Consider the following 24,985-nt stretch of genomic DNA (forward strand, 5'->3'; position numbering starts at 1 on the left):
CCCAGCCTCAGGGGGCGGTCAGGCTGGCCCAGAGGTCGCGGGCCTTCTGGAGTGCCTTGGTCGAGCCCTTGCGGGCGGCCAGGGCGGCGACGCCTTCCCACGCCTGGTCGACCGGGGGCGTCCAGCCCCTCGCGGCGGCCTTCCGCAGGTGCGGCGCGTAGTGCCCCAACGTGTCGAGGACGGGGTTCAGCCAAGCGGGGAGCTTCGCGGCCGAGGCTGCGACGCGGGTCGCCTCCGCGAGCACGGGCCACAGCCGTTGCAGCGAGGTCGGCACCCGCCGGACGAACACCGCGATGCCCCGCGGGTTGAACTCCTCGTCGGCCAGCAGCGAGCGGGCCGCCGCGTCGACGCCCTGCCAGGTGAGGACGCCGCTGGTGAACGCTGTGTCGTCGCTGAGGCCGTAGCTGTGTTCGGGCCCGAGCCCGAGGCCGTTGCAGGTCTGGATCAGCGCGGCGGCGGTGGCCACCGTCGCCTGCTTGACCTTGTGCTTGCGCCTGCCGTCGGCGACCGGCAACCCATCGATGACGGTGATGGGCTCGACCCACAACGCGCCGTCCTTCGGCGTCAGCCAGAGCCACAGGTCGGGGTGCCGGGCCGTCCGTTCCCCCTCGATCGAGTAGACGGAAAGCCAACCGGTGGCCAGGTCGTACTGGGAGACGCCACGCCACCTGAACCGGGTCCCGTCGGGCAGCGTGCAGATCAGTTGCTGATCCCAGGTGCCGTCGCCCTGGCGCGCCACGAACTCGACCCCGTCCTCGATGGGTCGGACATCCGCCGGCTCGGCCCAGATCCGTTCCAGGGGCTCCGGTGCGACCTCGACGACCGGTGCGACCTGGGCGACCGGCGCCTCCGCGGCGTGGGTCACCGTCGGAGTGGGCAGGGCCGCCAGCACGCCGCGGGCGAGCTTCGTGGCGCGCGATGACCCGGGTCGCTCGGCGAGGGCTCGGACCGCGGGCAGGTCGAGCGCCGCCGCGAGCGCGGCCCCCTCGTCGACGGCGGCCGCCACGTGCGGCAGCAGCGCGGTGACCGCCTCGACGACGTCGGCGGAGCCTGCCAGCAGCCTGGGTTGCCGAAGCGACGCCGCCAGGAGGTCGTCGAGCAGGGGCCAGACGACGGCCAGCATCCCGTCGTGCGCCAGGTCGACGCAGACGGTGGCGAACGACGCCAGGCCGGTCGGCACCACGGACCAGTCGAGCAGGGCGACGTCGGCGACGCCTGGCTGCAGCAGTCCGCGGTCCCACGCCTCCCGCACCGTGGCCGACGCGTCCGACACGGCCGCCGGGTTGAGGCCTCGCTGGATGCCGAGGATGTTGACGGCCAAGCCAGGGGTGAGGGGGCGGGCCCTGCGCACCGCCTGCCGCGCCTCCACGCCGAGGGAGGCAGAGCCCCAGTTGGTGATGTTCATGGCGGCGGCATCGCCCCAGGTCGGCAGCACGTAGCCGGTGAACTCGGAATGGCCGGCCAGCCCGGAGCGAAGCCCCATCCCGAGCGTCGCGATGGCTTGGGGCGCCCGGGTCGGGGCCGTCTTGTAGCGGTCGTCCTCCCGGTCGGGAATCAGGCCCGGCTCCTCGAAGGGGGCGTCGAGGTAGTCGGCAGCGAGCCTGCCCGCCGACTCGTGCGTGCCCGCTACCCGCACCGTGGTCGCCCAGAGGTCGTCACGGACGGCCTTCGAGACAAGCGTCACGTCGAGGCGGGTCAGGGCGAGGGCGAGGTCGGCGCGGCCCGGCGCCACCCCCTCGTCGCGGTAGCGGCGCAGCCTCGCCAGCAGGTCGGCGGGGTCGATCCGGAGGTCCTCCCACGTCGGCGTCGACAGCGGAATGGGCAGCGCGCCGAGGCGTCCGACGACCTCGACCTCGCGACGGGCGCCCGGGGTGTCGACGCCGAGCCTCCTTACGTCGGTCACCGGGGTGCCTGAGCGCCACGCGCCGATCGCCAGCAGGCCGGGGACCAGGCTGTCGCCGACGCCCGCCAGCGCGTCGCGCGCCGCGGCCGGGTCGAGCCGGGCGACCTCGTTGGCGAGGGCGAGGAAGCGGTCCGCCTCGACGTCCTCCGCGAACGCCGGCCTGCGGAGCAGTCGCGCGGCGGCCTCCGTCAGGGCCTGCGGCGTCGGCTCCGGGACGGCGAACCGGGGCACCTCCCACAGCGGCGGGGGCTGAGTCCAGAGGCCACCCACCTCGACGTCGTCTGCGGTCTCGTTATGGACGCCGATCCCCCACGCGTCGGCGAGCGTCGACGCGGCCTTGGCTACCGCTGCGTCGGAACTCGTCAGGTGGAGTGGCAGCAGGGCCGCCGCGACGTCGATCGTCTCCTCGGAGGGGCGGGGGCGTTCGGCCGCGGCGCGCAGCACCGCTCGCGCCGCCTTCTTGATGGTCGTGCCGAGCGTCACGGCGAGCACGTCGCCAAGCACCGCATCGTCGGCCCGTGCGATCAGGACCGGGGCGAACCGCTCGATGAGGGGGCCCTCCCCGTGCGACATGGCGGAGACGAGGAGGTCGGCGCGGGCGACAAGTTCCTCATCGGTGACGGCGAGAGCCTCGAGCGCCCGCAGCCACATCCGCCTGTCGACCTGCCGTGTCGCGGCGTCGAGGCCTGCGAAGGCGGCCTCCAGGCCGCGGTCGCGTGGGACGAGGCCGTCCGTCACCGCCCAGCCGAGCAGGTCATCCCAGCGTCCGTCCGCTGAGATCCCTGTGGTCAGCGCGGCCTCGAGGTGCTCGGCGAAGCGCGCCTCGACGTCGGGGCGCGGCGGGAGGTCGCCGTTCGGGTCGGGCAGCATGGCCGGGTCGAGCACCATCGCCGCGTTGGCCGCCCACTGTTCGAGGTAGTCGCGGTCCGGAGGAAGTGGAAGGCCCAGCCTGGCCACCAGCGAGACGATGGCGGGGAGGGCGTCCCAGCGGCGACCGCGCGCGCGGCAGTAGGCCGATGCGAAGTCCTCGCCGCGCTCCGCAACCAGCCTGATGGCGAGTTCGCGATCGGCAACGGGGAGCACCTGCACGGCCCGCGAGGCGGGCACGCCGACCCGGACGGCGAAGTAGCCGAGCAGGTCGTCGTTGTCGTCGACCGCGCTCTGCCAGCCGCGGTAGCCGTACTCGCCCCATTCGCCCTTCGCGAGCCCCCGCTTGGCGACCGCCCGTTGCTCGGGGGTGCCGAGCGGCAGCGACTCGACGTCGGCGCGGTCGGCGCCCGCCCAGCCGAGTTCCAGGAAGACGGCGTAGGCGGCGGCCAGTTCCGCGGTCAGCCTCATCGCGGGTCGCCTGCGCTGAGGTCGACGGCGAGCGCGTGGGCGCACGGCCCGCGGCCGGTTCCGTGGCGCAGGTACCAGGCGCAGGTGCACGTCGGCCCGCTCGAGGACCTGCGCACCGTGTAGACGGTCTCGCCAGAGGTGACCCGCCAACCACCGTCGGGGGTCGGAGCCACGAGGCCCGCGTCGGCCATCGCCCTCGCCTTGACGAGCCTCGGGTTGTCCCGGTCGACGCGGTCGGGGTCGTGCGGGAGTTCCCGGTGGAACCAGGCCTGGTCGTGCGCGTCCCAGCCGACCCGGCCCGACGCCGCGAGGACGGCGAGGCCGCCGCGGACGCGCGCCTCCTCCAGGTTCCCCTCGCGGGCGAGACGGGGCACGTCGATGATGGGTTCGAAGGCGAGCAGCGCGGCGATGAGGTCACCGTCATCGAGCACGTCGGAGCCGGAGAGGCCAGTCAGCAGCGAGCCCTCGCCGGAATGCCCGCGCCAGGCCTCCTCCGTCAACCCAAGCGTCAGCCTGGAGCCCGGCAGGTCGGCGGTGACGATCACCGGACCCGCGTCGTCGGTGCCGTGGATCGACAGGCCGCTCACGTGCGGCAGCAGTCGCTTCAGCGCGTTGAGCCGGTTGAGCCCGGAGATCCGCACCGAACCTGCCACCAGGCGCGGGCTGACCCTCCCTTGCGGCGTGACCCACCCGTCCTTCCCGGACGACGTGGCGCCGGGCAGCGCCGCGACGAACGCCTTGGCGGCGGGCCCCTTCAGGATGACGGCCAGCGGCAGGTCGCGGTGCAGTTCCGCCACGTTGCCGAGCGCCCTGACCCAGCGGGACGGCATCGCGACCGGTCGCTCGACGGCGGTGGCCTCGGGCGTCGAGACCGTGAGTCCGGCGGTGCCGACGTCGAGGTGGAGGAGTTGGTCCCTTCCGACCTTGGTGAGCGCCGACCTTGTGGCGAGGTTGATGTCGACGTTGGTGGTGCCGTGCGCGAGTTCCCCGGTGTCGAAGGCGTCGGGCAGCAGGTCGAGCCGCGCGTAGACCCCGTTGCAGGCGGAGAAGCACTCCGCGCGGAGCCGGTCGCCGTGGGCCGTGAGGATCGGGTCTCGGAGGCTCGCGGGTGCGAACTGGAAGTAGCGGGTGGCGGTGACGTCGGCCAGGGAGAGGAGGCCGCGGGCGAGCACGAGGGGGTGCGCCGCGAAGCCGCTGAAGAAGGTGGGGCCTCGACGATCCCGTCGGGGGTGAGCGCGGGCGCGAGCGCGAGTCCCAGGTCGTCGTCGACCAGCGCTGAGGTTCCGTGGAAGGCGCGGATCATGGCGAGAGTCTAGTCAGGGCCGGTCGGCGGCTCATTCGGCGGACGCGCGCAGCGTCAGGCCCGCGTCGAACAGCAGGGCTGGGTCGACGCGCTCGGAGATGGCGCGCAGCCTCCTACCCGTCTCACCGGGCCAGGCGAGTTCCGCCTGCCGCGCCCTGGTGTCGGAGGTGTAGGCGGAGTAGACGCCGGACGCGACCGCCTCGACGGGCTCCCAGGCGCGGTCGATCGCGGCGATCCCGCGCGGCTGCGCCCAGAGCGAGACCAGCACCTCCTGGTGGCGGTGCCCGAAGGCGGTCGCGGGGGCGGGCAGGTCCGCGACGATCCCTCCGAGGGATCGCAACTCGACGAGGGAGGCGACGTCGTGGCGGAGGGCCTCTGCCACCCGCTCTCCGAGCGCACGATCGGCCACGTCGACGAGGGCGTCGCGCATCTGGATGTGCTGCTGCCCGACCTTCGGGCTCCGCGGCGTGGGGACGATGCCGGAGTAGGGCATCAGCGAGGCATCGTGCTGCACCAGGGGCGCGAGGCGCGCGAAGTCGGACACGGCGGGTTGGGCCGCGGCGATGTCGGTGTCGGCCCAGACGTTGCGCGCGACACTGAGGTGGCGACCGTCAGGGAGGCGCTGCAGCATCAGGAAACTGGTGAACTCGCGCGGGGCGCCGCGCATCAGGTCTCCCCACGCGTGGACGTATCCCGGAAGGTCGTCGACGATCTGCTGGGACGCCTGGTGGATCACGACGACGTCGTCCTCGCCGATCCTGCGCGCCTCGAGGTCGAGGTCGACCACCACGCCTGCCTGGGTGCCGCCGCCGCGCAGCGCCCAGAACAGGTCGGGCTCATGCTCTGCATCGACGACGTGGACCGCCCCGTCCGCCGTCACGATGGTCGCCCGGCGGATCAGGTCGAGCGTCAGCCCGTGTGCCCGGACGAAGTAGCCGATTCCGCCCGCGGTAGCGAGGCCGCCCACGCCCGTGTCGCCCATGTTGCCGCTGGTGATGACCAGGCCATGCCCGCTCAGTTCGGCCGCGACGTCGCCCCAGATGGCGCCCGCCTGAACCCGCACCAGGTCGGCTCCGAGCACCTCGACGCGGTTCAGCGCCGAGAGGTCGAGGACGACTCCCCCGTCGTTGGTCGAGGCGCCGGAGATGCCGTGGCCTCCCGAGCGGACCGAGAACGGCACCTGGCCGACGGCGGCCCGGAGCCCCGCGGCGTAGCCGACGGCCGCGGCGGCGTCGTCGACATCACGGGCCATCAGGATCAGGTCCGGGGTGCCGACGCGCATGTAGGACGAGGACAGATACGGGTAGCGGGCCCGGTCCGCGGGCGTCACCGCGACGCCGTCCAGTTCGGTGGGCAGCGCTGGCCAGGCCGCTGGTAGTGGCGTCGGCTGGGGCATGGTGGCCTCCTTCGTGGCCCGAGTCTGCCATCCGGCGGCGACAACGCGCCGTACAGTGACGCCATGTTCCGCAACCTGATCTGGGACCTCGGCGGCACGCTGGTCGACACCTACCCGGCCCTCGATGCCGCCCTCGCGGGCGTTGTCACCGCCCACGGGGGTGCGATCGACGTCGCGGAGGTGGCCCGGCTGACCCGTCGATCCACGGGCGAGGCGATCACCGTCCTCTCGGGGCGGTTCGGCATCCCCGAGGAGGCGTTCCGCGACGCGGAGGCCGCCCTGAAACGACGCTGGGAGCGCGACCCGGCGCCCGCGATGCCGGGCGCCGCGGCCCTGTTCGCTGATGTCCGGGCCGCGGGTGGCCTGAACCTGGTGGTGACGCACCGCGACCGGGCCTCGGCGACCGCCCTGCTCGACGGGCTGGCGTTGCGCGTCGACGGCCTCATCTCGACGGCGGACGGGTACCCCCGCAAGCCCGATCCCGGGATGTACCGCGTGCTACTTCAGGAGAACGGGCTGGACGCGGCGGACTGTCTCGCGGTCGGCGACCGTCCCATCGACGCGGAGGCGGCGCGGGCGGCGGGCCTGACCGCCGCGACGCTCGAGTCGGCCGCGGCCCCTGTCGACGACGAGGCGGAGTATTCCGTGGAGACGCTCGACCAACTCCGGCCGCTGCTTGGCCTCGCCCGCGGCTAGAGGTCGACGTAGTTTTCGGTGTAGCCGAGCAGCAACAGGTCCTTGCCCCGGATGACCTGGGCTAGCTCGGCCCAGCCAGGCGCGTCGGGTGCCCCGTAGGCGGAGATGAGGTCGGCGACCACCGCGGCGGCCTCCTCTTGGCCGAGCGGGTGGTCGCGCTCGAAGCCGAGCCAGGAGGCCCCCTCGCCGAAGAGGCGGTAGCCGTGCCGCTGCTGGAGGTGCCAGGCCAGCGCGTGGTTGGCGAAGACGTCGAGGTCGCCTGAGAAGTAGCCGTTGGGTGCGCCCGCCAGCACCAGGTCGTCCGCGTCGACCGGAACCGTGAGGAGGTGCGACACACGGTCGAGGAGCAGGTTCGGTTCGGCATTCACCTTGACGAGCGCCGCGACGTCCCGTTCGCTGGTCATCAGCCGCTCGGCGAGGCCCTCGAGCGGGACGGTGCCACGCCGCTCGGCGAGCAGCCTCGCCAGCCGTGAGGCCTGGGCGAGTTCGTGACGCTCGTCGGCTGCCTCGTCCCACTGCTCGCCGTCGGACGGAGCGCCCCACTCGTCGTCTGGGACCTCCAGGTCGTCCGCCTCCCAGGCATGCATGCTCGTGTAGGCCGCCTGGTCGATGTCGTCCAGCGTGATGAGGACCCGGCTCTCCGGGACGGCGGTTCTGGCCTCCCGGACGGCGTCGACGAGTTGGCCGATGTCGTCGAACCCGCTCACCCGGACGCTCGCGAAGCCGTTGAACGCGCCAGCCTGGCCCTCGATGTCACTGATCTCCATGGGCCAACGCTAGTGACTCGAGGGTGCACAGGGCGGTGGACCCGTCGGGCCGGAATGGCCGCTGCTCCCGATCAGCGATCGGGGGCAGCGGCTCGGTTCGTCAGTTGCCGGTCGACGGCAGCCCTGGCTTGGGCGGCTTGGTCGGCATGGGCTTGGTCGGCGTCGCGGTGGGCCTCGGCGTTCCGGTCGGCGACTGGGTCGGCTTCGGCGAGGTACTCGGCGAGGCCGGGACGGACGGCGAGGGGGACGTGCTCGGCGTCGGCGACGCGCTCGGTGACGGGGTGCCAGTCGGCGTGGGCGTCGTGGTCGGCGTGACGACGGTCGGCTTCACCGGCACCTCCGCGGTCGACTCGTCGGAGGCGACCGTGCGGTCCTCGTCGCCCAACCTCCAGTCGGCCGTCGCGGTGGCGACGTTGACGATCTTTCCCTCGGTTGCTGCCGCGACGTTCGCGTCGGTCAGGGTCAGGGACCCGGTGCAGCTGACCTTCGCCTCGGGCGCGAGCTGGCCTGCGGGGCAGGTGACGGGCAGCATCGGGTCGTCCACCGCGACGCCGTCGACGGGGACGGTGCCGGTGTTTGTCACCTCGAACGTGTAGTCGACGCTCTCGCCCGGCTGCCCGATCCCGTCGCCGTTGCCGTCGACCAGGTGTGCGGTCTTGGTCAGCGCGAGTCCAGCCTTGACGACGGTGACGGTGAGCTGGGCGTCGTCGGCGCAGTCGCCGATGACGACGCGGTAGCTGATCGGCTCCGCGGTTCCCGTGAACGCGTCGTCGGCCTCGAGCCGGACCGCGTTGTCGACGACCGTGTAGGTGCCCTCGGGACGGGTGAGCTCCGTGACGCTGGCCCCGTCGTCTCCGACCAGGGCGACGGTCGAGCCTGCGGGAGCGGTGTCGTTGTCGAGGACCGCGATGGTCGTGGTCTCCCCCGCCGCGACCGTTGCCGAGTCCTCGGCAAGATCGAAGGGGTTGACCGTGAACTCCTGCCAGTCGCCGTTGCCCGCCTCGTTCCAGGCGGAGACCCGGAAGCTGTAGGTGAGTGTCGGGTCGAGGCCTGTCACGGTGCGGGTCTTCTCGGTGCTCGCCGGGTGCGAAGCGACCGCCCAGCCCGAGCCGGAGTTCACCTCGACCACGTAGTCGAGCACGGGCGCGCCCTGGTAGGGCGCGAGCCCCGTGTCGGGGTCGGTGGTGAGGCAGTCCCAGGTCAGCGTCACGGAGGTCTTGTCGTCGGAGTAGGACGCGCATGCACCGTTCACCGGCTCAGGGGTCTTCCCGAGGATCATCACGCGCGCCGCGCTGGTGCCCTCAGCGACGGTGACGTACATCCGCCCGTTGGCGTCGAAGGAGGCCGCGCGGGGTCGTCAGGCCCGGGATGACGGTGTTGTTGGTGGCGCCGACGATGCCGGAACCGGAGTACGTGGCGACGTAGTTGCCGTCCTTGTCCCATTCGACGAGGGCGCCCGTGTTCTGCCCCCAGGCGAAGACGTGCTGCGTCTTCGGCTCGACCGCAGCGCCCATCACGACCTGGTTGGCGAACCAATCCGGGAACGCGAACTGCTTGACGACGGCGCCAGAGGCGTCACGCTTCTCGAGGAACGGGTGGACGGTCGGATCGTCGCGGAAGTTGACGAGCGGGATGTAGAGCGAGCCGTCGACGGGGTCGACCGCGACGCTGTACGGGTTGCGGTAGACCTTGTCGGGCAGGTCGAGGTCGATCGCCTTGGCGGGGGTGCCGTCCTGGTTGAAGTAGACGAGCCGGTCGGCGATCTCGGAGTTGGTGACCATCAGACCATCCGGGGTGACGGCCGACCCGGTGTGATAGAGCACAACGCCCGGCTCCCCGTGCTGGGCCCAGGGCGCGCTGAACCCGGCGCCGCCGACCAGGCTCAGGTCGGGGCCGAAGATGCTCATGGCACCCGGCTCCTTGGCCGCAAGCGGCGCGAGGGCCTCCGAGTCGGCCACGAAGGCCCTGCCGTCGGGGGTGAACGCGATCCCGCGCGGCCCGTGCTGCGTGCCGGGGGCAGGGTAGGTATAGGTGGTGCGCTCCGACGAGGGGACGTAGCGACCGCCGAGGCCGATGCTCTTGCCCGATGAGTCCCCGTTGTTCCAGACGGAGGAGGCCGAGTAGCCGCCGTTGCCTGCGTAGCTGGTGAGGTCGGCCTCCGAGGCGGCTCCTGCCTGATCCCCGGTCAGCCCGTAGCGGAACACCCGCGGGGTGCCGGTCTGGCAGGGTGTCTGCGGGAAGCCGGCCAAGCGGCACAGTAGCGCGTTGTACACCACCTTGCCGGAGTCGGTGACCCACAGCGAGTCGTCCGTCGGGCTGAAGGCCAGCCCGTAGTTGTAGGTCCGGCCGCCGAGGGTCTCGATGTCGCCGACGAAGCCCCACTTGCCGGTCCCCTGGGCCTTGCCCGGAACGGTCGTGACGCTCGTCACCGAGCCGGTGTCACCGGAGGCGGCGCGGGCTGTCCCGGCCGGGATGATGGCCGACGCGACGAGCGCCCCGGCCGCGAGCAGGCAGGCAGCCCGCGCTCGACGTGTCTTCATACACGGTACTTTCAGTAGCTGACGCGCACGACACGCGCGCGCATAGTCTACTGATAACGCGCATTGACTGCTGCGTTCACGCCCAGCTAACGACGTCGGGCGCTGCTCAGTCGAGGCCCTCGAACAGGTCGGAGGCGGGGCCGTCGCTGACGGGGAAGGGCCGCCCGAACCCGAGCATGTATGCCTCGCCTGCGCCCGGGAGTTCCTGCACGATCTGGAAGAACTGCCAGAACGGCTGGGAGGTGTCGACCTGGCTGCGGTAGTTGGCGAGCGCACGGCGGCAGATGTCGAGGTAGGGGCCGGTCTCGATGACGGCGACCACTTGGGACGGGTCGGGGCCGAAGCTGTCGGGGTCGCGCTCGTTGTCCGGCCACAGTTCGATGCCGCGGTCCTTGGCGATCTGGTACGCCTCCCGCCACATGGCGGTGTTGTGCGAGTTCCACAGCACCCGGCTGATCTCCCAGGGGGCGCCAAGTTCGGGGCGGTGCGACGGGGAGGCCGCGAGCACGGTGGCGTACATGGCGACCCGGTGGGCCTGGATGTGGTCGGGGTGGCCGTAGTTGCCGTGCGGGTCGTAGGTGATCAGCACCTGCGGACGGCGGTCGCGGATGACCTCGACCAGCAGGTCGGCCGCCTCGAGCAGGTCGGCGTTCCAGAACGCGTTCGCGGGCATCTCGGCCGGCACCGCGGCCCTGCCCTTGTCGTCGGTCGTCATGCCCGAGTCGTGGTAGCGCCCGGCGCCGCCGAGGAACAGGTGATCGGTGACGCCGATGATGTTCATGGCGTCGCCGATCTCGCCGAGCCGGTGCTGGCCGAGTTCGGTGGGCGTGTAGTGCGCCCATTCGGGGACCAGGATCTCGCCCAGCTCGCCGAGCGTGCAGGTGACAAGCGTCACCTGGGCTCCGTCGGCGAGGTAGCGGGCCATGGTTGCGGAGGTCTGGCTCGATTCGTCGTCGGGGTGCGCGTGGACGAGGAGGAGGCGGCGGTCGGCAGTCACGGCGCCCAGCATAGGTTCATCCGCGAGGTTCATCGACGTAGCAGGGTCGCGAAGTCGACGAAGTCGTCGTCCTTGGCCTTCCGCGGCGCGCCGACCATCGCGTCGGCGAGTTCGTCTGCGGCCTGCGCCACCCGACCCTCGAGCGAGACCGCTCCCGCCCCACCGAAGTCGGAGGTCGCGGCGAACACGCCGGTGCGCACCGGGAGTGCGCCCAGGTAGCTGAACAGGGGACGCATCGCGAAGTCGATCATCAGCGAGTGGCGTTCCGTGCCACCGGTGGCCGCCAGGAGGACCGGCTTGCCCGTGACGGTGCCCGGCTCGAGGATGTCGAAGAAGCTCTTCACGAGCTCGCTGATCGACGCGGAGAAGGTGGGGCTGACGACGACGAGCGCGTCGGCCTCTGCCACGTCCTCGACGACGCGGGCGAGGTCGCCCGTCGGGAAGCCGGTGAGCATGGCGTCGGTGATGGGGTGCGCGAGTTCGCGCAGTTCGACGATCTGCGCGTCAAGGTCTTCGCCCTTGAGCGCGAGCGCGTCACGCAGCCGGGCGACGATGTCGTCGCTCAGCACGCGCGTGCTGGAGGGCGACCCGAGGCCGCCGGAGATCACGACGATGCGAGACATGGTGCTTGTCCTATCGGTTGGCTGGTTGGCGGGTCCGCCGGGCGGCGGACCCGCTGCGCTCGTCAGAGCTGGTTGTCGTCCTCGGCACGGGTGCCGGTCCACTTGTCGACTTGCGGCTCCTCCATGTTCTGCTCGACGGGGCCGCCAGCGGCGGCGACCATCGACGCGTGCGTCGGGCCGTCGGGCACGCCTGCGGGGCGCAGCGCGGCGAACTCCTTGCGGAGCACCGGGACGACCTCTTCGCCGAGCAGGTCGAGCTGCTCGAGCACGGTCTTGACCGGCAGGCCTGCGTGGTCCATCAGGAAGAGCTGACGCTGGTAATCGCCCGCGTACTCGCGGAAGCTCAGCACCCGCTCGATGACCTGCTCGGGCGACCCGACCGTGAGCGGCGTCTCCCGCGTGAAGTCCTCAAGCGAGGGCCCTCCACCGTAGACGGGCGCCTTGTCGAAGTAGGGGCGGAACTCGTTGACGGCGTCCTGCGAGTTCTTCCGCATGAACACCTGGCCGCCGAGGCCGACGATCGCCTGCTCGTAGCTGCCGTGCCCGTAGTGCTCGAAGCGGCGGCGGTACAGGTCGACCATCCGGCGGGTGTGGGACGAGGGCCAGAAGATGTTGTTGTGGAAGAAGCCGTCGCCGTAGTAGGCGGCCTGCTCCGCGATCTCGGGAGAGCGGATCGAGCCGTGCCACACGAACGGCGCGACGCCGTCGAGCGGCCGCGGCGTGGCGGTGAAGCCGTGCAGCGGGGTGCGGAACTTGCCCTCCCAGTTGACGACGTCCTCATGCCACAGCTGGTGCAGCAGTGCGTAGTTCTCCACGGCGAGCGCGATGCCGTCGCGGATGTCCTTGCCGAACCACGGGTAGACAGGCCCGGTGTTGCCGCGCCCGAGCGTGAGGTCCATCCGCCCGTCCAGCAGGTGCTGCAGGGTGGCGTAGTCCTCGGCGATGCGCACCGGGTCGGTGGTGGTGATCAGGGTGGTGGCCGTGGAGAGAATGATGTGCTTGGTCTGCGCACCGATGTAGGCCATCGTCGTGGTCGGCGAGGACGCGACGAAGGGCGGGTTGTGGTGCTGACCGACGGCGACGACGTCCAGGCCGACCTCTTCCGCCTTCAGCGCGATCTCGATGGTCGCCTTGATGCGCTCGTGCTCGGTCGGCGTGCGACCGGTGGTGGGGTCGGTGGTGACGTCTCCGACCGTGAAGATGCCGAACTGCATGATTGCCTCCTTGTTGCTCTCACCAGGATACAACATGATTGAGCATTCAACTATTCCCTGGCGGTGTCACCCCTCACGGGTGAGGCTACGCCTGCTCTGCACTGACGGCGCCTAACCGAAGGGCTGGACATGCGAACGCCGCGAGCGCCTCGGCACTCGCGGCGTCACACCGGTGGTTGGCTACGCCTGGCGCTTCTGCCCCGCCCGGAGCACGAGGCCGACGACAAGCAGGATCAGCCCGAGGGCCAGTAGGCCGAACCCGACGAAGGCGAGCACGATGGCGCCGAACACCCCGGGGATGTCCAGCGGCGGCGCGACGATCACGCCGGGGCCGTCGCAGTCGAAGGAGTAGGCACCGTCGGGTTCACCGTCGCCGCCGATCTTGCCGATGGAACTGTAGGAGGTCCCGTCGTGGGTGAACGTCATCTCGGCGCCGAGGAACAGGTTCGGCTTGGCCTGCCCCGGGCTGGTCACCTGGCACGACACCTCCGGGTCGGAGGCGTAGATCACCTTCATCTCGCCCCCGGTGACGGTGACGTCGGTGGCGCCGTTGATGGTGACGATCTCGTCGGCGGCGGGGATCAGCGAGGTGAACTGGAACGCGAAGAGCCCCGCGAGGATCGCACCGACCCCCATCAGGGCGATGCCGACGATAGTGAGGATCTTCGGAGCCTTGCCCGGCGGCTTGGCCGGTGACGCGTAGGAGGGACCCTGCGGTCCGGTCGCGTAGCCCTGCTGACCCTGCTGGAAGCCGCCCTGCGGCTGAGCGTAACCCTGCTGACCCTGCTGGTAGCCGCCCTGGGGCTGCCCGTAACCCGGTTGGCTGGGCTGCCCGTAGCCCGGTTGGCTGGGCTGCCCGTAACCCTGCTGGTTGGGCTGACCATAGCCCTGGCTGGGGCCCTGGGGACCGTACCCGGGCGAGCGGCCGGGCTGGCCCGGCCCCGGCTGCTGAGACCCTGGCGTCCCCTGCGGCGCCCCGTAGGGCGAAGGGGATCCGGGGACCTGTCCTCCCGGGCCCAGGAACGGGTTCGACGGATCGTGCGGCTGCGTCATGACGCGGCTCCTCTCGGATCTGGTGCTCTTAGGGTGTCATCCCACATCGTCACAAGCCAGCGTTCTCACCTGACGATGCCGACGGAAGCTTCTGGGACCGACCTGCGGCGGCGGCGATCCGCCCCCGTCGTGGAGGATCGGATCAGTCCCGGGTCGATGGGTCCCCGCGACCCGCGCGCGGGGCCTGGATCGTCTCGAGGGGTCCGCTGAGCGTCCGCGAGCCATGGTTCTGACGCGCATGCCCGGCTCAGTTGCCGGCCACGGGGAAGCGCTCGCTGCCGAGCCACACCTCGAGCCGGTCCGCGTAGCGCCAGAGGTGCAGCCCCTTCTCGAGTGGCACCTCGGACGGGCTGCCCAGCGCCTGCCACACCTGCTCGGCGGAGATCTTTTCCAGGCGGAGCGGCGCGGCGGCGTTGGCCCTGGGGGTACCGATGATCCAGGCACCTTCCTCGCTCTGCACCAGGGTGAACTGTGAGTCCCGCTTGGTGGAGACGCCGTACTGGATCTGCAACCCGTTGACGCCGTAAGAGAGGTCGGTGGCGAGTTCGAGGATGCCCGCCTCGGTCATGTCACTCCAGGCCGCCTCCAGGGTGGCAAGGGAGGCAGGGCTCGGCTCGAAGGGCGTGAGTTCGCGGTCGTTAATGAACGCCGTCCCGGGGGTCGAGTTCGCAGCCCCCTCGTCGTAGCACCGGACGCGGGTAAGCAACGCCGTCTCGGACATGGCGTGCACGGACGCGGACTCGTACTTCTTCTCGCAGCGATCGAACTGCGTCTTGACCCGGGCGACGGCGGTCGCGACGTCGAGGTCGGCCGCGGGCATCACGGGCAGGTTGATCCCGTACGGTCGTGCGGGCGGGAGCGTGCGCCCCGACAGGTAGAGCGGCGTCGCGGTGAGCGGATCGCCCGTGATGAGGTCGACGCTGTCGACGTCCACCTCGAACCCCGCGACGGGACCGCCCTTCGCGAGCGCCTCGGTGAGCACGTCCTGGGCCACATCGATGGGCTGTGCCGGCTCGGGGGTGCACGCGACCAGCAGCGCGGCGGCAACGGAGCCGAGAAGACCAGCGATTCCACGACGCATGGGCGCCTCCTTCAAGTCGGCGCCAACCGTATCGATCTGGGGGTCCACCGAGTGGTTGCGTCGGGCGGTCGCCGCCGCTCGTCGAGCTTGTCGAGACGTCCGAAAGCCCAGCGGTGGTCACGGACCGCTCGTCGAGCTTGTCGAGACGTCCGAAAGCCGAGCGAAGGCTTCGGGCCCTTCGACGAGCTCAGCGAATGAGTCCACGAGCCCAGCGGAGAATGGGCACCCACTCCACAGCACAGGGACCGCTCGTCGAGCGTGTCGAGACGTCCGAAAGCCGAGCGGTGGCTACGGACCGCTCGTCGAGCTTGTCGAGACGTCCGAAAGCCGAGCGGTGGCTACGGACCCTTCGACAAGCTCAGGGGACGACCTCCACCCGCTCGTCGAGCTTGTCGAGACGTCCGAAAGCCCAGCGGCGGCGGTCTCGGACCGCTCGTCGAGCTTGTCGAGACGTCCGAGAGCCCAGCGGCGGTTACGGACCGCTCGTCGAGCTTGTCGAGACGTCCGAAAGCCGAGCGGCGGTTTCGGACCCTTCGACGAGCTCAGGGAACGCTCGTCGAGCTTGTCGAGACATCCGAAAGCCGAGCGGTGGTTACGGACCCTTCGACGAGCTCAGGGAACGGGGCGACGAGCTCAGGGAACCGGGCGACGACCTCAGGGAACGGCGGCGACACGCTCAGGGAACGAGACGGCAAGCACAGCCAAGGACGTCCACCGGGCGCCGGGCTGGGCGGGCGTCAGCAGACGCGCTGGGTCCAGCCGAAGGGGTCCTCGGCGCGGCCGTACTGGATGTCGACCAGGTGCTGCCGGATCGCGCGGGTCTTGACGCCTGGCTGCCCGTCGCCGACCTTCTGGACGCCCCTATCGGGCGAGTTGAAGCCGGTGATCGGGGTGACGACCGCAGCGGTGCCGCAGGCGAAGACCTCGGGGATCTGGCCAGATGCGACGCCGTCGAGAACCTCGTCGATCGTGATGGGGCGCTCGACCGGGGTGAGGTCGTGCATCGGGGCGAGCTTGAGGATCGAGTCGCGCGTCACGCCCGCCAGGATCGACCCGAGGGCCGGGGTGACGAGTTCGCCGTCGGCGGTGACGAACATGATGTTCATCGTGCCGCACTCCTCCACCCACTTGTGCTCGGCGCCGTCGGTCCACAGCACCTGGCCGCAGCCGTTGGCGGCCGCCTCCTTGGTGGCGACCAGGCTGGAGGCGTAGTTGCCGCCGCACTTGGCCGTGCCGGTGCCGCCTGGGGCGGCGCGCGTGTAGTTGGGCGTGATCCACAGCTTGACGGGCTCGGAGTAGTACGGCCCGGCCGGCGTAGCGATGACGGCGAAACGGTAGTTGTTCGCCTCGCGGACGCCGAGGTAGGGCTCCGAGGCGATCATGAACGGCCGGATGTAGAGGCTCTGCTCGTTCTCGCTGACGGGCACCCAGGCCTGCTCCAGTTCCACGAGTTGGCGGACCGAGTCGATGAACAGGTCCTCCGGGAGGGTGGCCATGGCCATCCGCTCGGCCGAGTGCACGAAGCGGGCCGCGTTGCGGTCGGGCCGGAACAGCCAGATCGAGTCGTCGTCGCGACGGTAGGCCTTGAGCCCTTCGAAGATCTCCTGGCCGTAGTGAAGCACCGCTGCGGCCGGATGCAGCGCCCACTCGGACATCGGGATGACCCGGGGGTCCTGCCAGCCGTCGCCGTCGATGTGGTCGATCACCACCTGGTGGTCCACGTAGTAGCGACCGAACCCCGGGTCGGCCAGCGCGGCATGGCGCGCGGCGTCGGTGGTGGGGGCGGTCGTGTTGGTGATCGAGAATTCGGCCATGTGGGCGATGCTATCCCCCGCGTTTTCGCCAACATCGCCCGTATCACCAACGAGGCGGTCGGTTCCCGGTGGCCCGCAGGGGTGTACAACCTAGACTCGCCGCCATGACCGAAGAGACCCGTCGCCCCACCACCGTCAGCATCGCCCGCACCGCGCCGTTGAGCTACGCGGCGACCAACTCACGCGGCACGACGATCAGCGTCGGCAGCGGTGAGACCGACGACTTCACCCCGGTCGAACTGATGATGGTCGCGATCGGCGCCTGCTCCGCCGTCGACGTCGACCTCATCACCACGCGCAGAGCGCAGCCCGAGTCGTTCGATGTCGACGTGCACGCCACCCGAGTGAAGGACGCGACCGGCAACCGGCTCGACGACATCGAGGTGGACTTCCTGCTCCGCTTCCCGGACGGTGAGGACGGCGACCGCGCGCGGAACCTGATCCAGCGGGCCATCGATTCCGCACACGACCGGATGTGCACCGTGTCGCGCACCATCGAGCTCGGTACGCCGGTGACCATGCGCTCCGTCGACGACGCCTAGCTGCACACCCCGCCGGGTGTACGTCGTCCGGCTAGGCCGAAGGCTGGGGTGAAGATCGGGGTTCTGCCCGATCAGAATGTCCGAGTGTCCGTGTTAACTTTCACCGTGACTTCCGATCAACGCGCCAGGACGCGCGCCTTCTACCACGTGCTTGGCAACTCAGCGGTGGCCATGCTCGGCACCGCGTTCCTCTGGTACGCGATCACATTCTGGGCTTACCTTGAGACCCGCTCCGTGATCACGACGGCGTTCCTCGGCGGCGCCTACATGCTGGGCATGGCGGTGCTCGGCGTCCCCTTCGGTTCGCTGATCGACAGGTTCCGCAAGCACGTCGTGATGATGGCCTCAGCCATCGGAACCACCGTGTTCTTCCTGCTGGCAGGGGCGATCTACCTGCTGGTTCCAGCGGACCAACTCATCGATCTGGCCCGCCCCTGGTTCTGGCTCTTCAGTAGCTTCGCCCTGATCGGCGCGATGCTCGCCATGATCCGCGGCCTTGCCCTCTCGACGTGCGTCACGATGCTGATCGAGTCGGACCGGCGCGTCAACGCCAACGGAATGGTGGGAACGGTCAACGGGGTCACGATGCTGGTCACCGGGGTGCTGTCCGGCCTTGCCATCGGCCAACTCGGCCTCGGGCCGGTGATCCTCATCTCCATCGTCGCGATGGCCGCGTCGCTGGTGCATCTCGCGCTGATCCGGATCCCTGAGCCGACGATCGTGCACGCCGACGGCACGCCGAAGGCCGTCGACTTCAAGGCGGCTTGGGGTGCGGTGATCGCGGTGCCCGGGCTGATCGGCCTGATCATCTTCTCGACCTTCAACAACTTCCTCGGTGGCGTCTTCATGTCGCTGCTCGACGCTTACGGCCTCGAACTGATGAGCGTCGAACTGTGGGGCATCCTGTTCGGGGTCTCCAGCGTCGGCTTCATCATCGGCGGCGCGCTGATCGCGAAGTTCGGCCTCGGATCGAGGCCGCTCAAGGCGCTGCTGCTCGCGTGCCTCTTGATGTGGATCATCTCCGGACTGTTCACGATCCGCGCCTCGGTGCCCCTGCTGGTGGCGGGGATCGTGGTCTACATGGCGATCATTCCCGTCATCGAGGCCGCGGAGCAGACGCTGCTGCAGCGGGTCGTGCCGCTGTCGAAGCAGGGCCGGGTCTTCGGCTTCGCGCAAGCGATCGAGGTCGCCGCGGCGCCACTGTCGGCGTTCCTGATCGGCCCGATCGCCGAGTTCTGGCTGATCCCCTATGCAAAGTCGCCCGAGGGGCGCCAGCAGTGGTCGTGGCTGCTGGGCGAGGGGCCAGGTCGAGGCATCGCGCTCGTCTTCCTGCTGGTCAGCATCATCGGCTTCATCCTGACGTCGATGGTGTTCTTCACCCGCACCTACCGGCGGCTGTCTGCGGCCTACGCGGCAGGCGACGTGAACGCAGACGTTACGGCGGATGCCGACGACCCTGCGGGTCCGTCTCCCGACCTGCCCGGTCCCGACGTGCTCGGCAAGGGCTACACGGAACACTGACGGGCACCGTTCGTCGAGCTTGTCGAGACGTCCGACACCACGGCCCGGCCACCGTTCGTCGAGCCTGTCGAGACGTCCGACACCACAGCGACAACCCTCGCGTCGACTCCCCAAACCAGACCCCGGCACACCAACCGGACCCTTCGACAAGCTCAGGGAACGACCCCGAGCCAGACGAAACGTGCCAACGGCGCGACCGGGCACCGCTCGTCGAGCCTGTCGAGACGTCCGACACCACAGCGACACCCACTCGGATCGACTCCCCAAACCAGACCCCGGCACACCAACCCGACCCTTCGACAAGCTCAGGGAACGACCGGGCACCGTTCGTCGAGCCTGTCGAGACGTCCGGCACCACGGCCATACCGAGCGGCTCCCTCGCCTCGCTAACCGGACCGTTCGTCGAGCCTGCCAGGACGTCCGACACCACGGCGACAACCCTCGGGTCGACTCCCCAAGCCAGACCCCGGCACACCAACCGGACCCGTCGACAAGCTCAGGGAACGGTCGCCGAGCCAGACGAAATGTGCCAACGGCGCCGTTCGTCGAGCCTGTCGAGACGTCCGACACCACTGCGACAACCCTCGCGTCGACTCCCCAAGCCACACCACCGCGCACCAACCGGACCCTTCGACAAGCTCAGGGAACGACCCCGAGCCAGACGAAACGTACCAACAGCGCGACCCGGACACCGTTTGTCGAGCCTGTCGAGACGTCCGACACCACGGCGACAACCCTCGGGTCGACTCCCCAAGCCAGACCCCGGCACACCAACCGGACCCTTCGACAAGCTCAGGGAACGGTCGCCGAGCCAGACGAAATGTGCCAACGGCGCCGTTCGTCGAGCTTGTCGAGACGTCCGACACCACAGCGACAACCTTCGGATCGACTCCCCCCACACCACACCACGGCGCACCAACCGGACCCTTCGACACGCTCAGGGAACGGTCGCGGAGCCGGCGAGACCGGCGAGTCGCCGGTCCGATGTCACACTTCGCGTCGCCCGAACGTCACATGGTCATGAACAAGGCATCGAAGGGTCCCAGCACCATCGTCATCGTCGGCGCCGGCTACGCGGGCATCGCCGCGGCCAACCGGGCCGCGCGCACTCATCGCGTCATCCTCGTCAACGAGCGGCCGGACTTCGTCGACCGGATCCGGCTTCACCAGCACCTGGCGACCGGCCGCGAGGTGCGCACCCCGCTCACCGACATGGTGCGCCGGGGAGTCCAGGTCGTCGTCGCCCGCGTCGAACGGATCGGCGACGGCGTCGTCACGCTCGCCGACGGGTCGCGACTCGACGCCGACCACGTGGTCGTGGCGAGCGGGAGCGGTGCCGGGGTCGGGACCCTGCCTTGGGCTGAGGAGGCCCGCCGCGCGCTCTGCGAACTTCCGACTGGCGGCAACGTCACGATCCTCGGGGCGGCCTGACGGGCATCGAGACGGCGACCGAGATCGCCGAGGCGCACCCCGGCCTGAGCGTGTCGCTCGTCGATCGGTCGAGGATCGGAGGAGACCTCAGCCCCGCGGCCGAGCGGCACCTCCGTGGATCGCTCGACAGGCTGGGAGTCGCGACCTTCGAGGGCGGCAGGCTCCCGGCCGCGTCGGACCTGACGATCGACTGCTCGGGCCTCACCGTCGCCCCGCTCGCCGCCGCGAGCGGGTTGCCCGTCGATGAGTCGGGCAGGCTCCGCGTCGACAGGACGCTGCGGGTGCCGGGCACCTCGCGGGTGTGGGGCGTCGGGGACGCCGCCGTGCTGGACGGTGCGCCGCATCTGCGGATGTCGTGCGCGGCGGCGCAGGCGATGGTGCCGCACCTGGTCGCCGCGATCCGCACCGTCGACGCGGGCAGGACCCCTCCTTCGTTGGATGTCGGCTTCGCGGCGCGGTGCATCTCGCTTGGTCGCAAGGACGGATTGGTCCAACTCGTTCGCGGTGACGACTCCCCCACGACCGCGATCACCGGCAGCATGGGGGCCGTGACGAAGGAACTGATCTGCCGCTACGCGTGGGGCTGCATGACGTGGCTGAGCCGGCTGTTCGCGGCCCCGCGCGGGCCCCGGGCCGCGACGATGCTCGAGACGGAGGCGGCCCGTGGCTGACGACGACGATCGCCTCGCCGACTACCTGGCCCATCGCGGCCTCGTCGTGCGTCTCGCCTACGACATCACCGGCACCTGGACCGACGCCGAGGATGTGGCGCAGCAGGTCTACGTGCGCTGGTGCGCCGTCGAGTCTCCGGTGCGCAACCCGCGCGCCTACCTCGCGAGGATGGCGACCCACCAGGCGCTCGACGCGGTGGCCGCCCGCGACCGCATCGGCTACGTCGGCGAGTTCCTCCCGGAACCACTCATCGACGGGGCCGATGCCGACCTGCTCACCGCCCACGAGGTGGAGATCGCGCTGATGGTGGTGCTCGGCTCCCTCAGCCCGCTGGAGCGGGCGGTGTTCGTGCTGCACGACGTGTTCGGGTTCACGCATCCCGAGATCGCGACCATGCTCGAGCGCACCCCCGCGGCGGTGCGGCAACTCAACCATCGGGCCAGGGCCCACGTGCAGTCGCGTCGCCCCTACAAGGAGGTGGACGAGGCGGCGCTCGGCACGCTGGTGGGCACCTTCCTCGCGGCGGCGAAGGCGGGCGACGTCGACGGACTCGTCGCGCTGCTTGCCGAGGACGCCACGCTGGTCAGCGACGGAGGCGGCAAGATCAACGCCGCAATCAGGCCGGTCGTCTCCGCGGAGAAGGTCGCCCGGTTCCTCGTCGGGGTCGCCTCGCTGCTCGATCCCGCGGGCAGCGTCGAGATCGTCGCGGCCAACGCTCGCCCGGCCTTGCTCTTCCGACGCGGCGACGGCTCGGTCGACTCGGTGCTGTGGGTCCTGGTCGGCGACGACGGCCGCGCCGCCGACCTCTACCTGGTGCGCAACCCAGACAAGCTGTCCCACCTGGAGTGACCCCCACGGCACCCGCGGCTCGCCGGTTCCCGCGAAGACACCGTAGTGCTACTACGCTGCGTAGCAGTACCGGTCGCGGCATCGAGGCTGCGGCACATCGGCATCTCGGGCGGAGGGCAGATGAGAGCGATCGTGGGTCTCGCGGCCGCAGGGGTCATAGCGCTCTGCGGGTGCACTCCGGGTGTCAACGATCCGCCGCAGGAAACCGACTCGCCTCCCGCATCGACACCCGCTGTGGCGCCCACGCCCCAGTCGACCGGGGCCGCGACGTTTCCGGAGGAGGCGGCGCGGTCGCGTGCCGAGGCGTTCCTGTCCTCGCGCGTCGAGCAGTTGGGCGCGGAGACCCACTACGTGCGGTGGGACGAACCCGTCCTGCCGAGCTACGAGTTCGCGGCGTCAACGCCGCGCCTCAAGGTCGTTGCGAGTTGCTTCGCCGAGGACTCCGGACAGCTCGTCTCGGTCACCCTCTGGCAGGGCGGAGAACGGTTGACCCGGCTCAGCTTCGGCTGCGACCCGGCCAGGGAGGCAGCTGCCGAGATCGAGCCCCACAACTTCACCCAGGATGGCTCCGTCCGGGTGGACGTATCGGATCCGGCCTCCATCCTCCTCAGCGTGCTCGGGCTCGCCGGCTAGGGGCCACTCCCGGCAGGCCGAGACGTCGCACCGCTCGTCGAGCCTGTCGAGACGTCCGACACCACAACCCCAGCCACTCCTGGCCGCTGAACTCCACCCGCCGCCTCGAGTCGGACCGGACTCCCCTAACACCACACCACCGTGCACCAACCGGACCCTTCGACAAGCTCAGGGAACGGTGTTCGGACCCTTCGACAAGCTCAGGGAACGACGCCGAGGCGCCGCACCGCTCGTCGAGCTTGTCGAGACGTCCGACACCACTACCTCAGCCGCTCAGGTCAGCTCCCCCTAACGCCACATCACCGTGCACCAACCGGACCCTTCGACAAGCTCAGGGAACGGTGCTCGGACCCTTCGACAAGCCCAGGGAACGACGCCGAGGCGCCGCACCGCTCGTCGAGCCTGTCGAGACGTCCGACACCACAACCTCAGCCGCTCAGGCCAGCTTCCCTAACGCCACAACACCGTGCACCAACCCGACCCTTCGACAAGCTCAGGGAACGGCGACCGGACCCTTCGACGAGCTCAGGGAACGAGCCTGGTACACGTCCACCTCAGCGCGGTCGTTACTTCACGCTGCACTCGATTGCGCCGTCCACGTGGACCGTGCAGGTCTTCCGCTCCGCCGTTCGCTGGATCTCTGCGGGGATCTCGTCGACCAGGGCTCGGGTGATGAGCAACTCGCTGGCGACCTCGCCGTTGTGGTCGTTCGTCCGCTCGCCGACGACCTGGCCGCCGTCGGGGTCGATGATCAACTGCGACGACTCGACCGCGTCCTTGATCCCGATCACGACGACCTGACGGCCCTCGATCGACGGCTCGTCGAGGACCGTCACACCGTCGACGGTACGGAGCACCTCGAACAGCGCGGCCCGAAGGTCGGCTGGGACGATCCCTGAGCGCAGCACGTCGGCGACGTAGATGAAGGCCTCTGCATCGCTGCCGCGACCTCGCCCCGCGGAGTCGCGGTACAGGCGGTCCCTGAGTTGGCCGACGTCCCTCGGAAGCGACGCCAGGAAGGCCGGGCTCGGCACCTGCCACGACTCCGAGCGGTACTCGTTCGAGGAGAGGTCGGTGGTCCATGGCGGGATCCCGGGCGAGGTCTCTGCCAGTTGCCGGCACGCTTCGGGGACGTCCGGGCTGGCCTCGAACACGCTCGCGTCGACGTACCAGTCGGGCTGCGACCCGTCGACCGAGACGTATTCGGTCCTCGCCTGCGAGGCGGCGCAGTCGACCGAGACCGACTCCAGTTGCCCGGCTCCTGGAAGCTGATGCCGGCGAGGTAGTGGCCCTTGCTCGTGATCTCCCAGTACTGGCCGGGCCTCGTTGCCGGATCGGCCGCGTTGATGGCCGCCCTGGATAGCGCCTCGTCCGCGCGAGCAGTGGCGCCCGAGCCTCCCAGGCTGCTCGCGCCGATCCCGACGACGAGCAGCGTTGCCGCCGCCACGGCCCCGATCCGCCATCCTCGGCGCTCGGGGGTCTTCTGCTCGGCCGTAGCGCCGGTCAGGATGGCGCGACGCTCGGCATCGGTGTAGTCGGGGGTCTCCGCCGCCGGGTCGGCGGCGCGCAGCAGGGTGTCGATGTGGGTCATGACGGTTCTCCTTGGGTGTGGACGACCGGCGCGAGGCGCGGCGCGGCGGGCTCGTCGAGGAGCCGCTGCGCGCGCTGCCGTGCGCGCATCAATCGGGGACGGGCGGCCGAGTCGCGCAGGTCGAGGACCACTGCGATCTCGGCGGGGGTCAGCCCCTCCCATGCGGTGAGCCGGAGGATCTCGGCGTCGAGCGCGGGCAACTGGGCGAGCACGCTCTCGGCGAGCGCGAGGCTCGACTGGTCTGCCCCTGGGGTTGCGGTGTCGGTCAGGGAGTGCGCGACGGCGTCGCGCAGGTTCAAGTGCCGCGCGAGTGATCGGCGCTCGTGGAGGATCACGTGTCGGGCCGTGCGCAGCAGCCACGGAAGCGCAGGCTCGGGGACGTCGCGTCGTCGACGCCAAGCGACGGCGAATGCCTCCGCCACGACGTCATCGGCCGAGTCGGGACCAACGCGTCGGACGGCGTAGGCCCGCACGGAGGTGGCGTGCAGGTCGAACAGCGCCTCAAGCCATTCGTGGTCCTGTTGGTCTCTCATGCCCCGTAGTTCCCGGCCAGGCGCTCCGCGTCACAGGTCTGTTTGGGCTGCGTTGGCCAGCTCAGTCCTGGGGGATCGTCCCGTCGAGGGTCCAGGCGAGGAACTCCTTCAGGTCGCCGGTCTCCCCGTCGCGACCACCCCTGCCGATCACCAGCGGCGCGAGCGTCGGCTGGAGCTTGACTCCACGGAGCCGCTCCTTCCAGCCGCCAGGCACCACGAGCGTGTAGTAGTTGCCGTCCGTGTCGATCGCGACCGAGTGGTTGGTACGCAGGTACCAGCCGACCTTGTCCGTCTTGACGAGGTGGCCGTCGAGGGTGCGCGCCTTGAGCGCCCTGGGGACGAGCCCGGCTGCGTCGGCGTCCTCGATGAACTGGTCGATCAGCACCTTGGCCCTGGCGGCCTCGGCGCGCGCCGCGCCCTCGTTGAGCTCGTGCCGCTTGCGGGCGGCCTTCTGCCGCTCGGAGAGTTCGTCAGCCATGCGGGTCAGC

Annotated in this window: 22 protein-coding genes; 7 read left to right on the forward strand and 15 right to left on the reverse strand. The window is 70.4% G+C overall.

Going from position 1 to position 24,985, the window contains the following annotated elements:
- Positions 1–7 precede the first annotated feature (7 nt).
- The 3 genes from BW730_RS12645 to BW730_RS12655 form a co-directional block, all read right to left on the reverse strand.
- Positions 8–3,241 carry a DUF7824 domain-containing protein gene (locus BW730_RS12645; protein WP_077686561.1) on the reverse strand — a complete coding sequence of 1,078 codons (3,234 nt, stop codon included), beginning with the start codon at positions 3,239–3,241 and terminating at the stop codon, positions 8–10.
- Positions 3,238–4,413 carry an SWIM zinc finger family protein gene (locus tag BW730_RS12650; RefSeq protein ID WP_226996787.1) on the reverse strand — a complete coding sequence of 392 codons (1,176 nt, stop codon included), beginning with the start codon at positions 4,411–4,413 and terminating at the stop codon, positions 3,238–3,240. The genes BW730_RS12645 and BW730_RS12650 overlap by 4 nt, the downstream gene beginning before the upstream one ends.
- A 162-nt stretch (positions 4,414–4,575) precedes the next feature.
- Positions 4,576–5,940 (reverse strand): FAD-binding oxidoreductase, encoded by a 1,365-nt coding sequence (locus tag BW730_RS12655; protein WP_077686562.1) that lies wholly within the window; start codon positions 5,938–5,940, stop codon positions 4,576–4,578.
- Between the two features lie 63 nt (positions 5,941–6,003).
- On the opposite strand from BW730_RS12655, the gene BW730_RS12660 reads away from it, so the two are divergent.
- Positions 6,004–6,636 carry an HAD-IA family hydrolase gene (locus BW730_RS12660; RefSeq protein WP_077686563.1) on the forward strand — a complete coding sequence of 211 codons (633 nt, stop codon included), beginning with the start codon at positions 6,004–6,006 and terminating at the stop codon, positions 6,634–6,636.
- On the opposite strand, the gene BW730_RS12665 is transcribed toward BW730_RS12660, so the two are convergent.
- The 9 genes from BW730_RS12665 to BW730_RS12705 form a co-directional block, all read right to left on the reverse strand.
- A complete protein-coding gene (locus BW730_RS12665) occupies positions 6,633–7,403 on the reverse strand; it encodes a hypothetical protein (RefSeq protein ID WP_077686564.1) in 771 nt (256 codons plus the stop codon). The genes BW730_RS12660 and BW730_RS12665 overlap by 4 nt on opposite strands.
- A 100-nt stretch (positions 7,404–7,503) precedes the next feature.
- Complete coding sequence (locus BW730_RS12670) at positions 7,504–8,724, reverse strand: fibronectin type III domain-containing protein (RefSeq protein WP_077686565.1); 1,221 nt, start codon at positions 8,722–8,724, stop codon at positions 7,504–7,506.
- A complete protein-coding gene (locus BW730_RS12675; RefSeq protein ID WP_077686566.1) occupies positions 8,705–9,943 on the reverse strand; it encodes an NHL repeat-containing protein in 1,239 nt (412 codons plus the stop codon). The genes BW730_RS12670 and BW730_RS12675 overlap by 20 nt, the downstream gene beginning before the upstream one ends.
- A 106-nt stretch (positions 9,944–10,049) precedes the next feature.
- Complete coding sequence (gene mshB / locus BW730_RS12680; protein WP_226996789.1) at positions 10,050–10,940, reverse strand: N-acetyl-1-D-myo-inositol-2-amino-2-deoxy-alpha-D-glucopyranoside deacetylase; 891 nt, start codon at positions 10,938–10,940, stop codon at positions 10,050–10,052.
- 29 nt (positions 10,941–10,969) lie between these two features.
- On the reverse strand, positions 10,970–11,563 hold the full coding sequence (locus BW730_RS12685) for a CE1759 family FMN reductase (RefSeq protein WP_077686567.1): 594 nt from the start codon (positions 11,561–11,563) through the stop codon (positions 10,970–10,972).
- A gap of 62 nt (positions 11,564–11,625) precedes the next feature.
- On the reverse strand, positions 11,626–12,777 hold the full coding sequence (locus tag BW730_RS12690) for an LLM class flavin-dependent oxidoreductase (RefSeq protein WP_077686568.1): 1,152 nt from the start codon (positions 12,775–12,777) through the stop codon (positions 11,626–11,628).
- Positions 12,778–12,957: 180 nt separating this feature from the next.
- The gene (locus BW730_RS12695) at positions 12,958–13,830 is read right to left on the reverse strand and encodes a hypothetical protein (RefSeq protein WP_077686569.1); all 873 of its coding nucleotides are present in this window, start codon (positions 13,828–13,830) and stop codon (positions 12,958–12,960) included.
- Positions 13,831–14,077: 247 nt separating this feature from the next.
- Positions 14,078–14,911, reverse strand: a complete 834-nt coding sequence (locus BW730_RS12700; protein ID WP_145952852.1) for a hypothetical protein — start codon at positions 14,909–14,911, stop codon at positions 14,078–14,080.
- Between the two features lie 737 nt (positions 14,912–15,648).
- The gene (locus tag BW730_RS12705; RefSeq protein ID WP_077686571.1) at positions 15,649–16,725 is read right to left on the reverse strand and encodes a branched-chain amino acid aminotransferase; all 1,077 of its coding nucleotides are present in this window, start codon (positions 16,723–16,725) and stop codon (positions 15,649–15,651) included.
- A 104-nt stretch (positions 16,726–16,829) separates the two neighbouring features.
- Between BW730_RS12705 and BW730_RS12710 the strand changes: the two genes are divergently transcribed.
- The 6 genes from BW730_RS12710 to BW730_RS12735 all read left to right on the forward strand — a co-directional run bounded on the left by BW730_RS12710 (position 16,830) and on the right by BW730_RS12735 (position 22,373).
- Positions 16,830–17,267 carry an OsmC family protein gene (locus BW730_RS12710; protein ID WP_077686572.1) on the forward strand — a complete coding sequence of 146 codons (438 nt, stop codon included), beginning with the start codon at positions 16,830–16,832 and terminating at the stop codon, positions 17,265–17,267.
- 105 nt (positions 17,268–17,372) lie between these two features.
- The gene (locus BW730_RS12715) at positions 17,373–18,788 is read left to right on the forward strand and encodes an MFS transporter (RefSeq protein WP_145952853.1); all 1,416 of its coding nucleotides are present in this window, start codon (positions 17,373–17,375) and stop codon (positions 18,786–18,788) included.
- A 1,020-nt stretch (positions 18,789–19,808) separates the two neighbouring features.
- Complete coding sequence (locus BW730_RS12720) at positions 19,809–20,219, forward strand: FAD-dependent oxidoreductase (protein ID WP_158522658.1); 411 nt, start codon at positions 19,809–19,811, stop codon at positions 20,217–20,219.
- A 50-nt stretch (positions 20,220–20,269) separates the two neighbouring features.
- On the forward strand, positions 20,270–20,890 hold the full coding sequence (locus tag BW730_RS12725) for an NAD(P)/FAD-dependent oxidoreductase (RefSeq protein WP_077686574.1): 621 nt from the start codon (positions 20,270–20,272) through the stop codon (positions 20,888–20,890).
- On the forward strand, positions 20,883–21,740 hold the full coding sequence (locus BW730_RS12730; protein ID WP_077686575.1) for a sigma-70 family RNA polymerase sigma factor: 858 nt from the start codon (positions 20,883–20,885) through the stop codon (positions 21,738–21,740). The genes BW730_RS12725 and BW730_RS12730 overlap by 8 nt, the downstream gene beginning before the upstream one ends.
- A gap of 234 nt (positions 21,741–21,974) precedes the next feature.
- Positions 21,975–22,373, forward strand: coding sequence for a hypothetical protein (locus tag BW730_RS12735; RefSeq protein ID WP_077686576.1), 399 nt, complete (start codon positions 21,975–21,977; stop codon positions 22,371–22,373).
- Positions 22,374–22,939: 566 nt separating this feature from the next.
- Here BW730_RS12735 and BW730_RS12740 read toward each other — a convergent pair.
- The 3 genes from BW730_RS12740 to BW730_RS12750 form a co-directional block, all read right to left on the reverse strand.
- Positions 22,940–23,527, reverse strand: coding sequence for a hypothetical protein (locus BW730_RS12740; protein WP_077686577.1), 588 nt, complete (start codon positions 23,525–23,527; stop codon positions 22,940–22,942).
- A 433-nt stretch (positions 23,528–23,960) separates the two neighbouring features.
- Positions 23,961–24,497 (reverse strand): RNA polymerase sigma factor, encoded by a 537-nt coding sequence (locus tag BW730_RS12745; protein WP_077686578.1) that lies wholly within the window; start codon positions 24,495–24,497, stop codon positions 23,961–23,963.
- Between the two features lie 61 nt (positions 24,498–24,558).
- On the reverse strand, positions 24,559–24,975 hold the full coding sequence (locus BW730_RS12750) for a hypothetical protein (RefSeq protein WP_077686579.1): 417 nt from the start codon (positions 24,973–24,975) through the stop codon (positions 24,559–24,561).
- Positions 24,976–24,985: the final 10 nt, after the last annotated feature.

Origin of the sequence: Tessaracoccus aquimaris (genome assembly GCF_001997345.1) — a bacterium.
GTDB lineage: Bacteria > Actinomycetota > Actinomycetes > Propionibacteriales > Propionibacteriaceae > Arachnia > Arachnia aquimaris.

Excerpts from the sequence above, each read along its gene's own strand:
- BW730_RS12645 (WP_077686561.1), bottom strand. The coding sequence starts at position 3,241 with ATGAGGCTGACCGCGGAACTGGCCGCCGCCTACGCCGTCTTCCTGGAA.
- BW730_RS12655 (WP_077686562.1), bottom strand. The coding sequence starts at position 5,940 with ATGCCCCAGCCGACGCCACTACCAGCGGCCTGGCCAGCGCTGCCCACC.
- BW730_RS12660 (WP_077686563.1), top strand. The coding sequence starts at position 6,004 with ATGTTCCGCAACCTGATCTGGGACCTCGGCGGCACGCTGGTCGACACC.
- BW730_RS12665 (WP_077686564.1), bottom strand. The coding sequence starts at position 7,403 with ATGGAGATCAGTGACATCGAGGGCCAGGCTGGCGCGTTCAACGGCTTC.
- BW730_RS12670 (WP_077686565.1), bottom strand. The coding sequence starts at position 8,724 with ATGTACGTCACCGTCGCTGAGGGCACCAGCGCGGCGCGCGTGATGATC.
- BW730_RS12675 (WP_077686566.1), bottom strand. The coding sequence starts at position 9,943 with ATGAAGACACGTCGAGCGCGGGCTGCCTGCCTGCTCGCGGCCGGGGCG.
- BW730_RS12685 (WP_077686567.1), bottom strand. The coding sequence starts at position 11,563 with ATGTCTCGCATCGTCGTGATCTCCGGCGGCCTCGGGTCGCCCTCCAGC.
- BW730_RS12690 (WP_077686568.1), bottom strand. The coding sequence starts at position 12,777 with ATGCAGTTCGGCATCTTCACGGTCGGAGACGTCACCACCGACCCCACC.
- BW730_RS12695 (WP_077686569.1), bottom strand. The coding sequence starts at position 13,830 with ATGACGCAGCCGCACGATCCGTCGAACCCGTTCCTGGGCCCGGGAGGA.
- BW730_RS12700 (WP_145952852.1), bottom strand. The coding sequence starts at position 14,911 with ATGCGTCGTGGAATCGCTGGTCTTCTCGGCTCCGTTGCCGCCGCGCTG.
- BW730_RS12705 (WP_077686571.1), bottom strand. The coding sequence starts at position 16,725 with ATGGCCGAATTCTCGATCACCAACACGACCGCCCCCACCACCGACGCC.
- BW730_RS12710 (WP_077686572.1), top strand. The coding sequence starts at position 16,830 with ATGACCGAAGAGACCCGTCGCCCCACCACCGTCAGCATCGCCCGCACC.
- BW730_RS12720 (WP_158522658.1), top strand. The coding sequence starts at position 19,809 with ATGAACAAGGCATCGAAGGGTCCCAGCACCATCGTCATCGTCGGCGCC.
- BW730_RS12745 (WP_077686578.1), bottom strand. The coding sequence starts at position 24,497 with ATGAGAGACCAACAGGACCACGAATGGCTTGAGGCGCTGTTCGACCTG.
- BW730_RS12750 (WP_077686579.1), bottom strand. The coding sequence starts at position 24,975 with ATGGCTGACGAACTCTCCGAGCGGCAGAAGGCCGCCCGCAAGCGGCAC.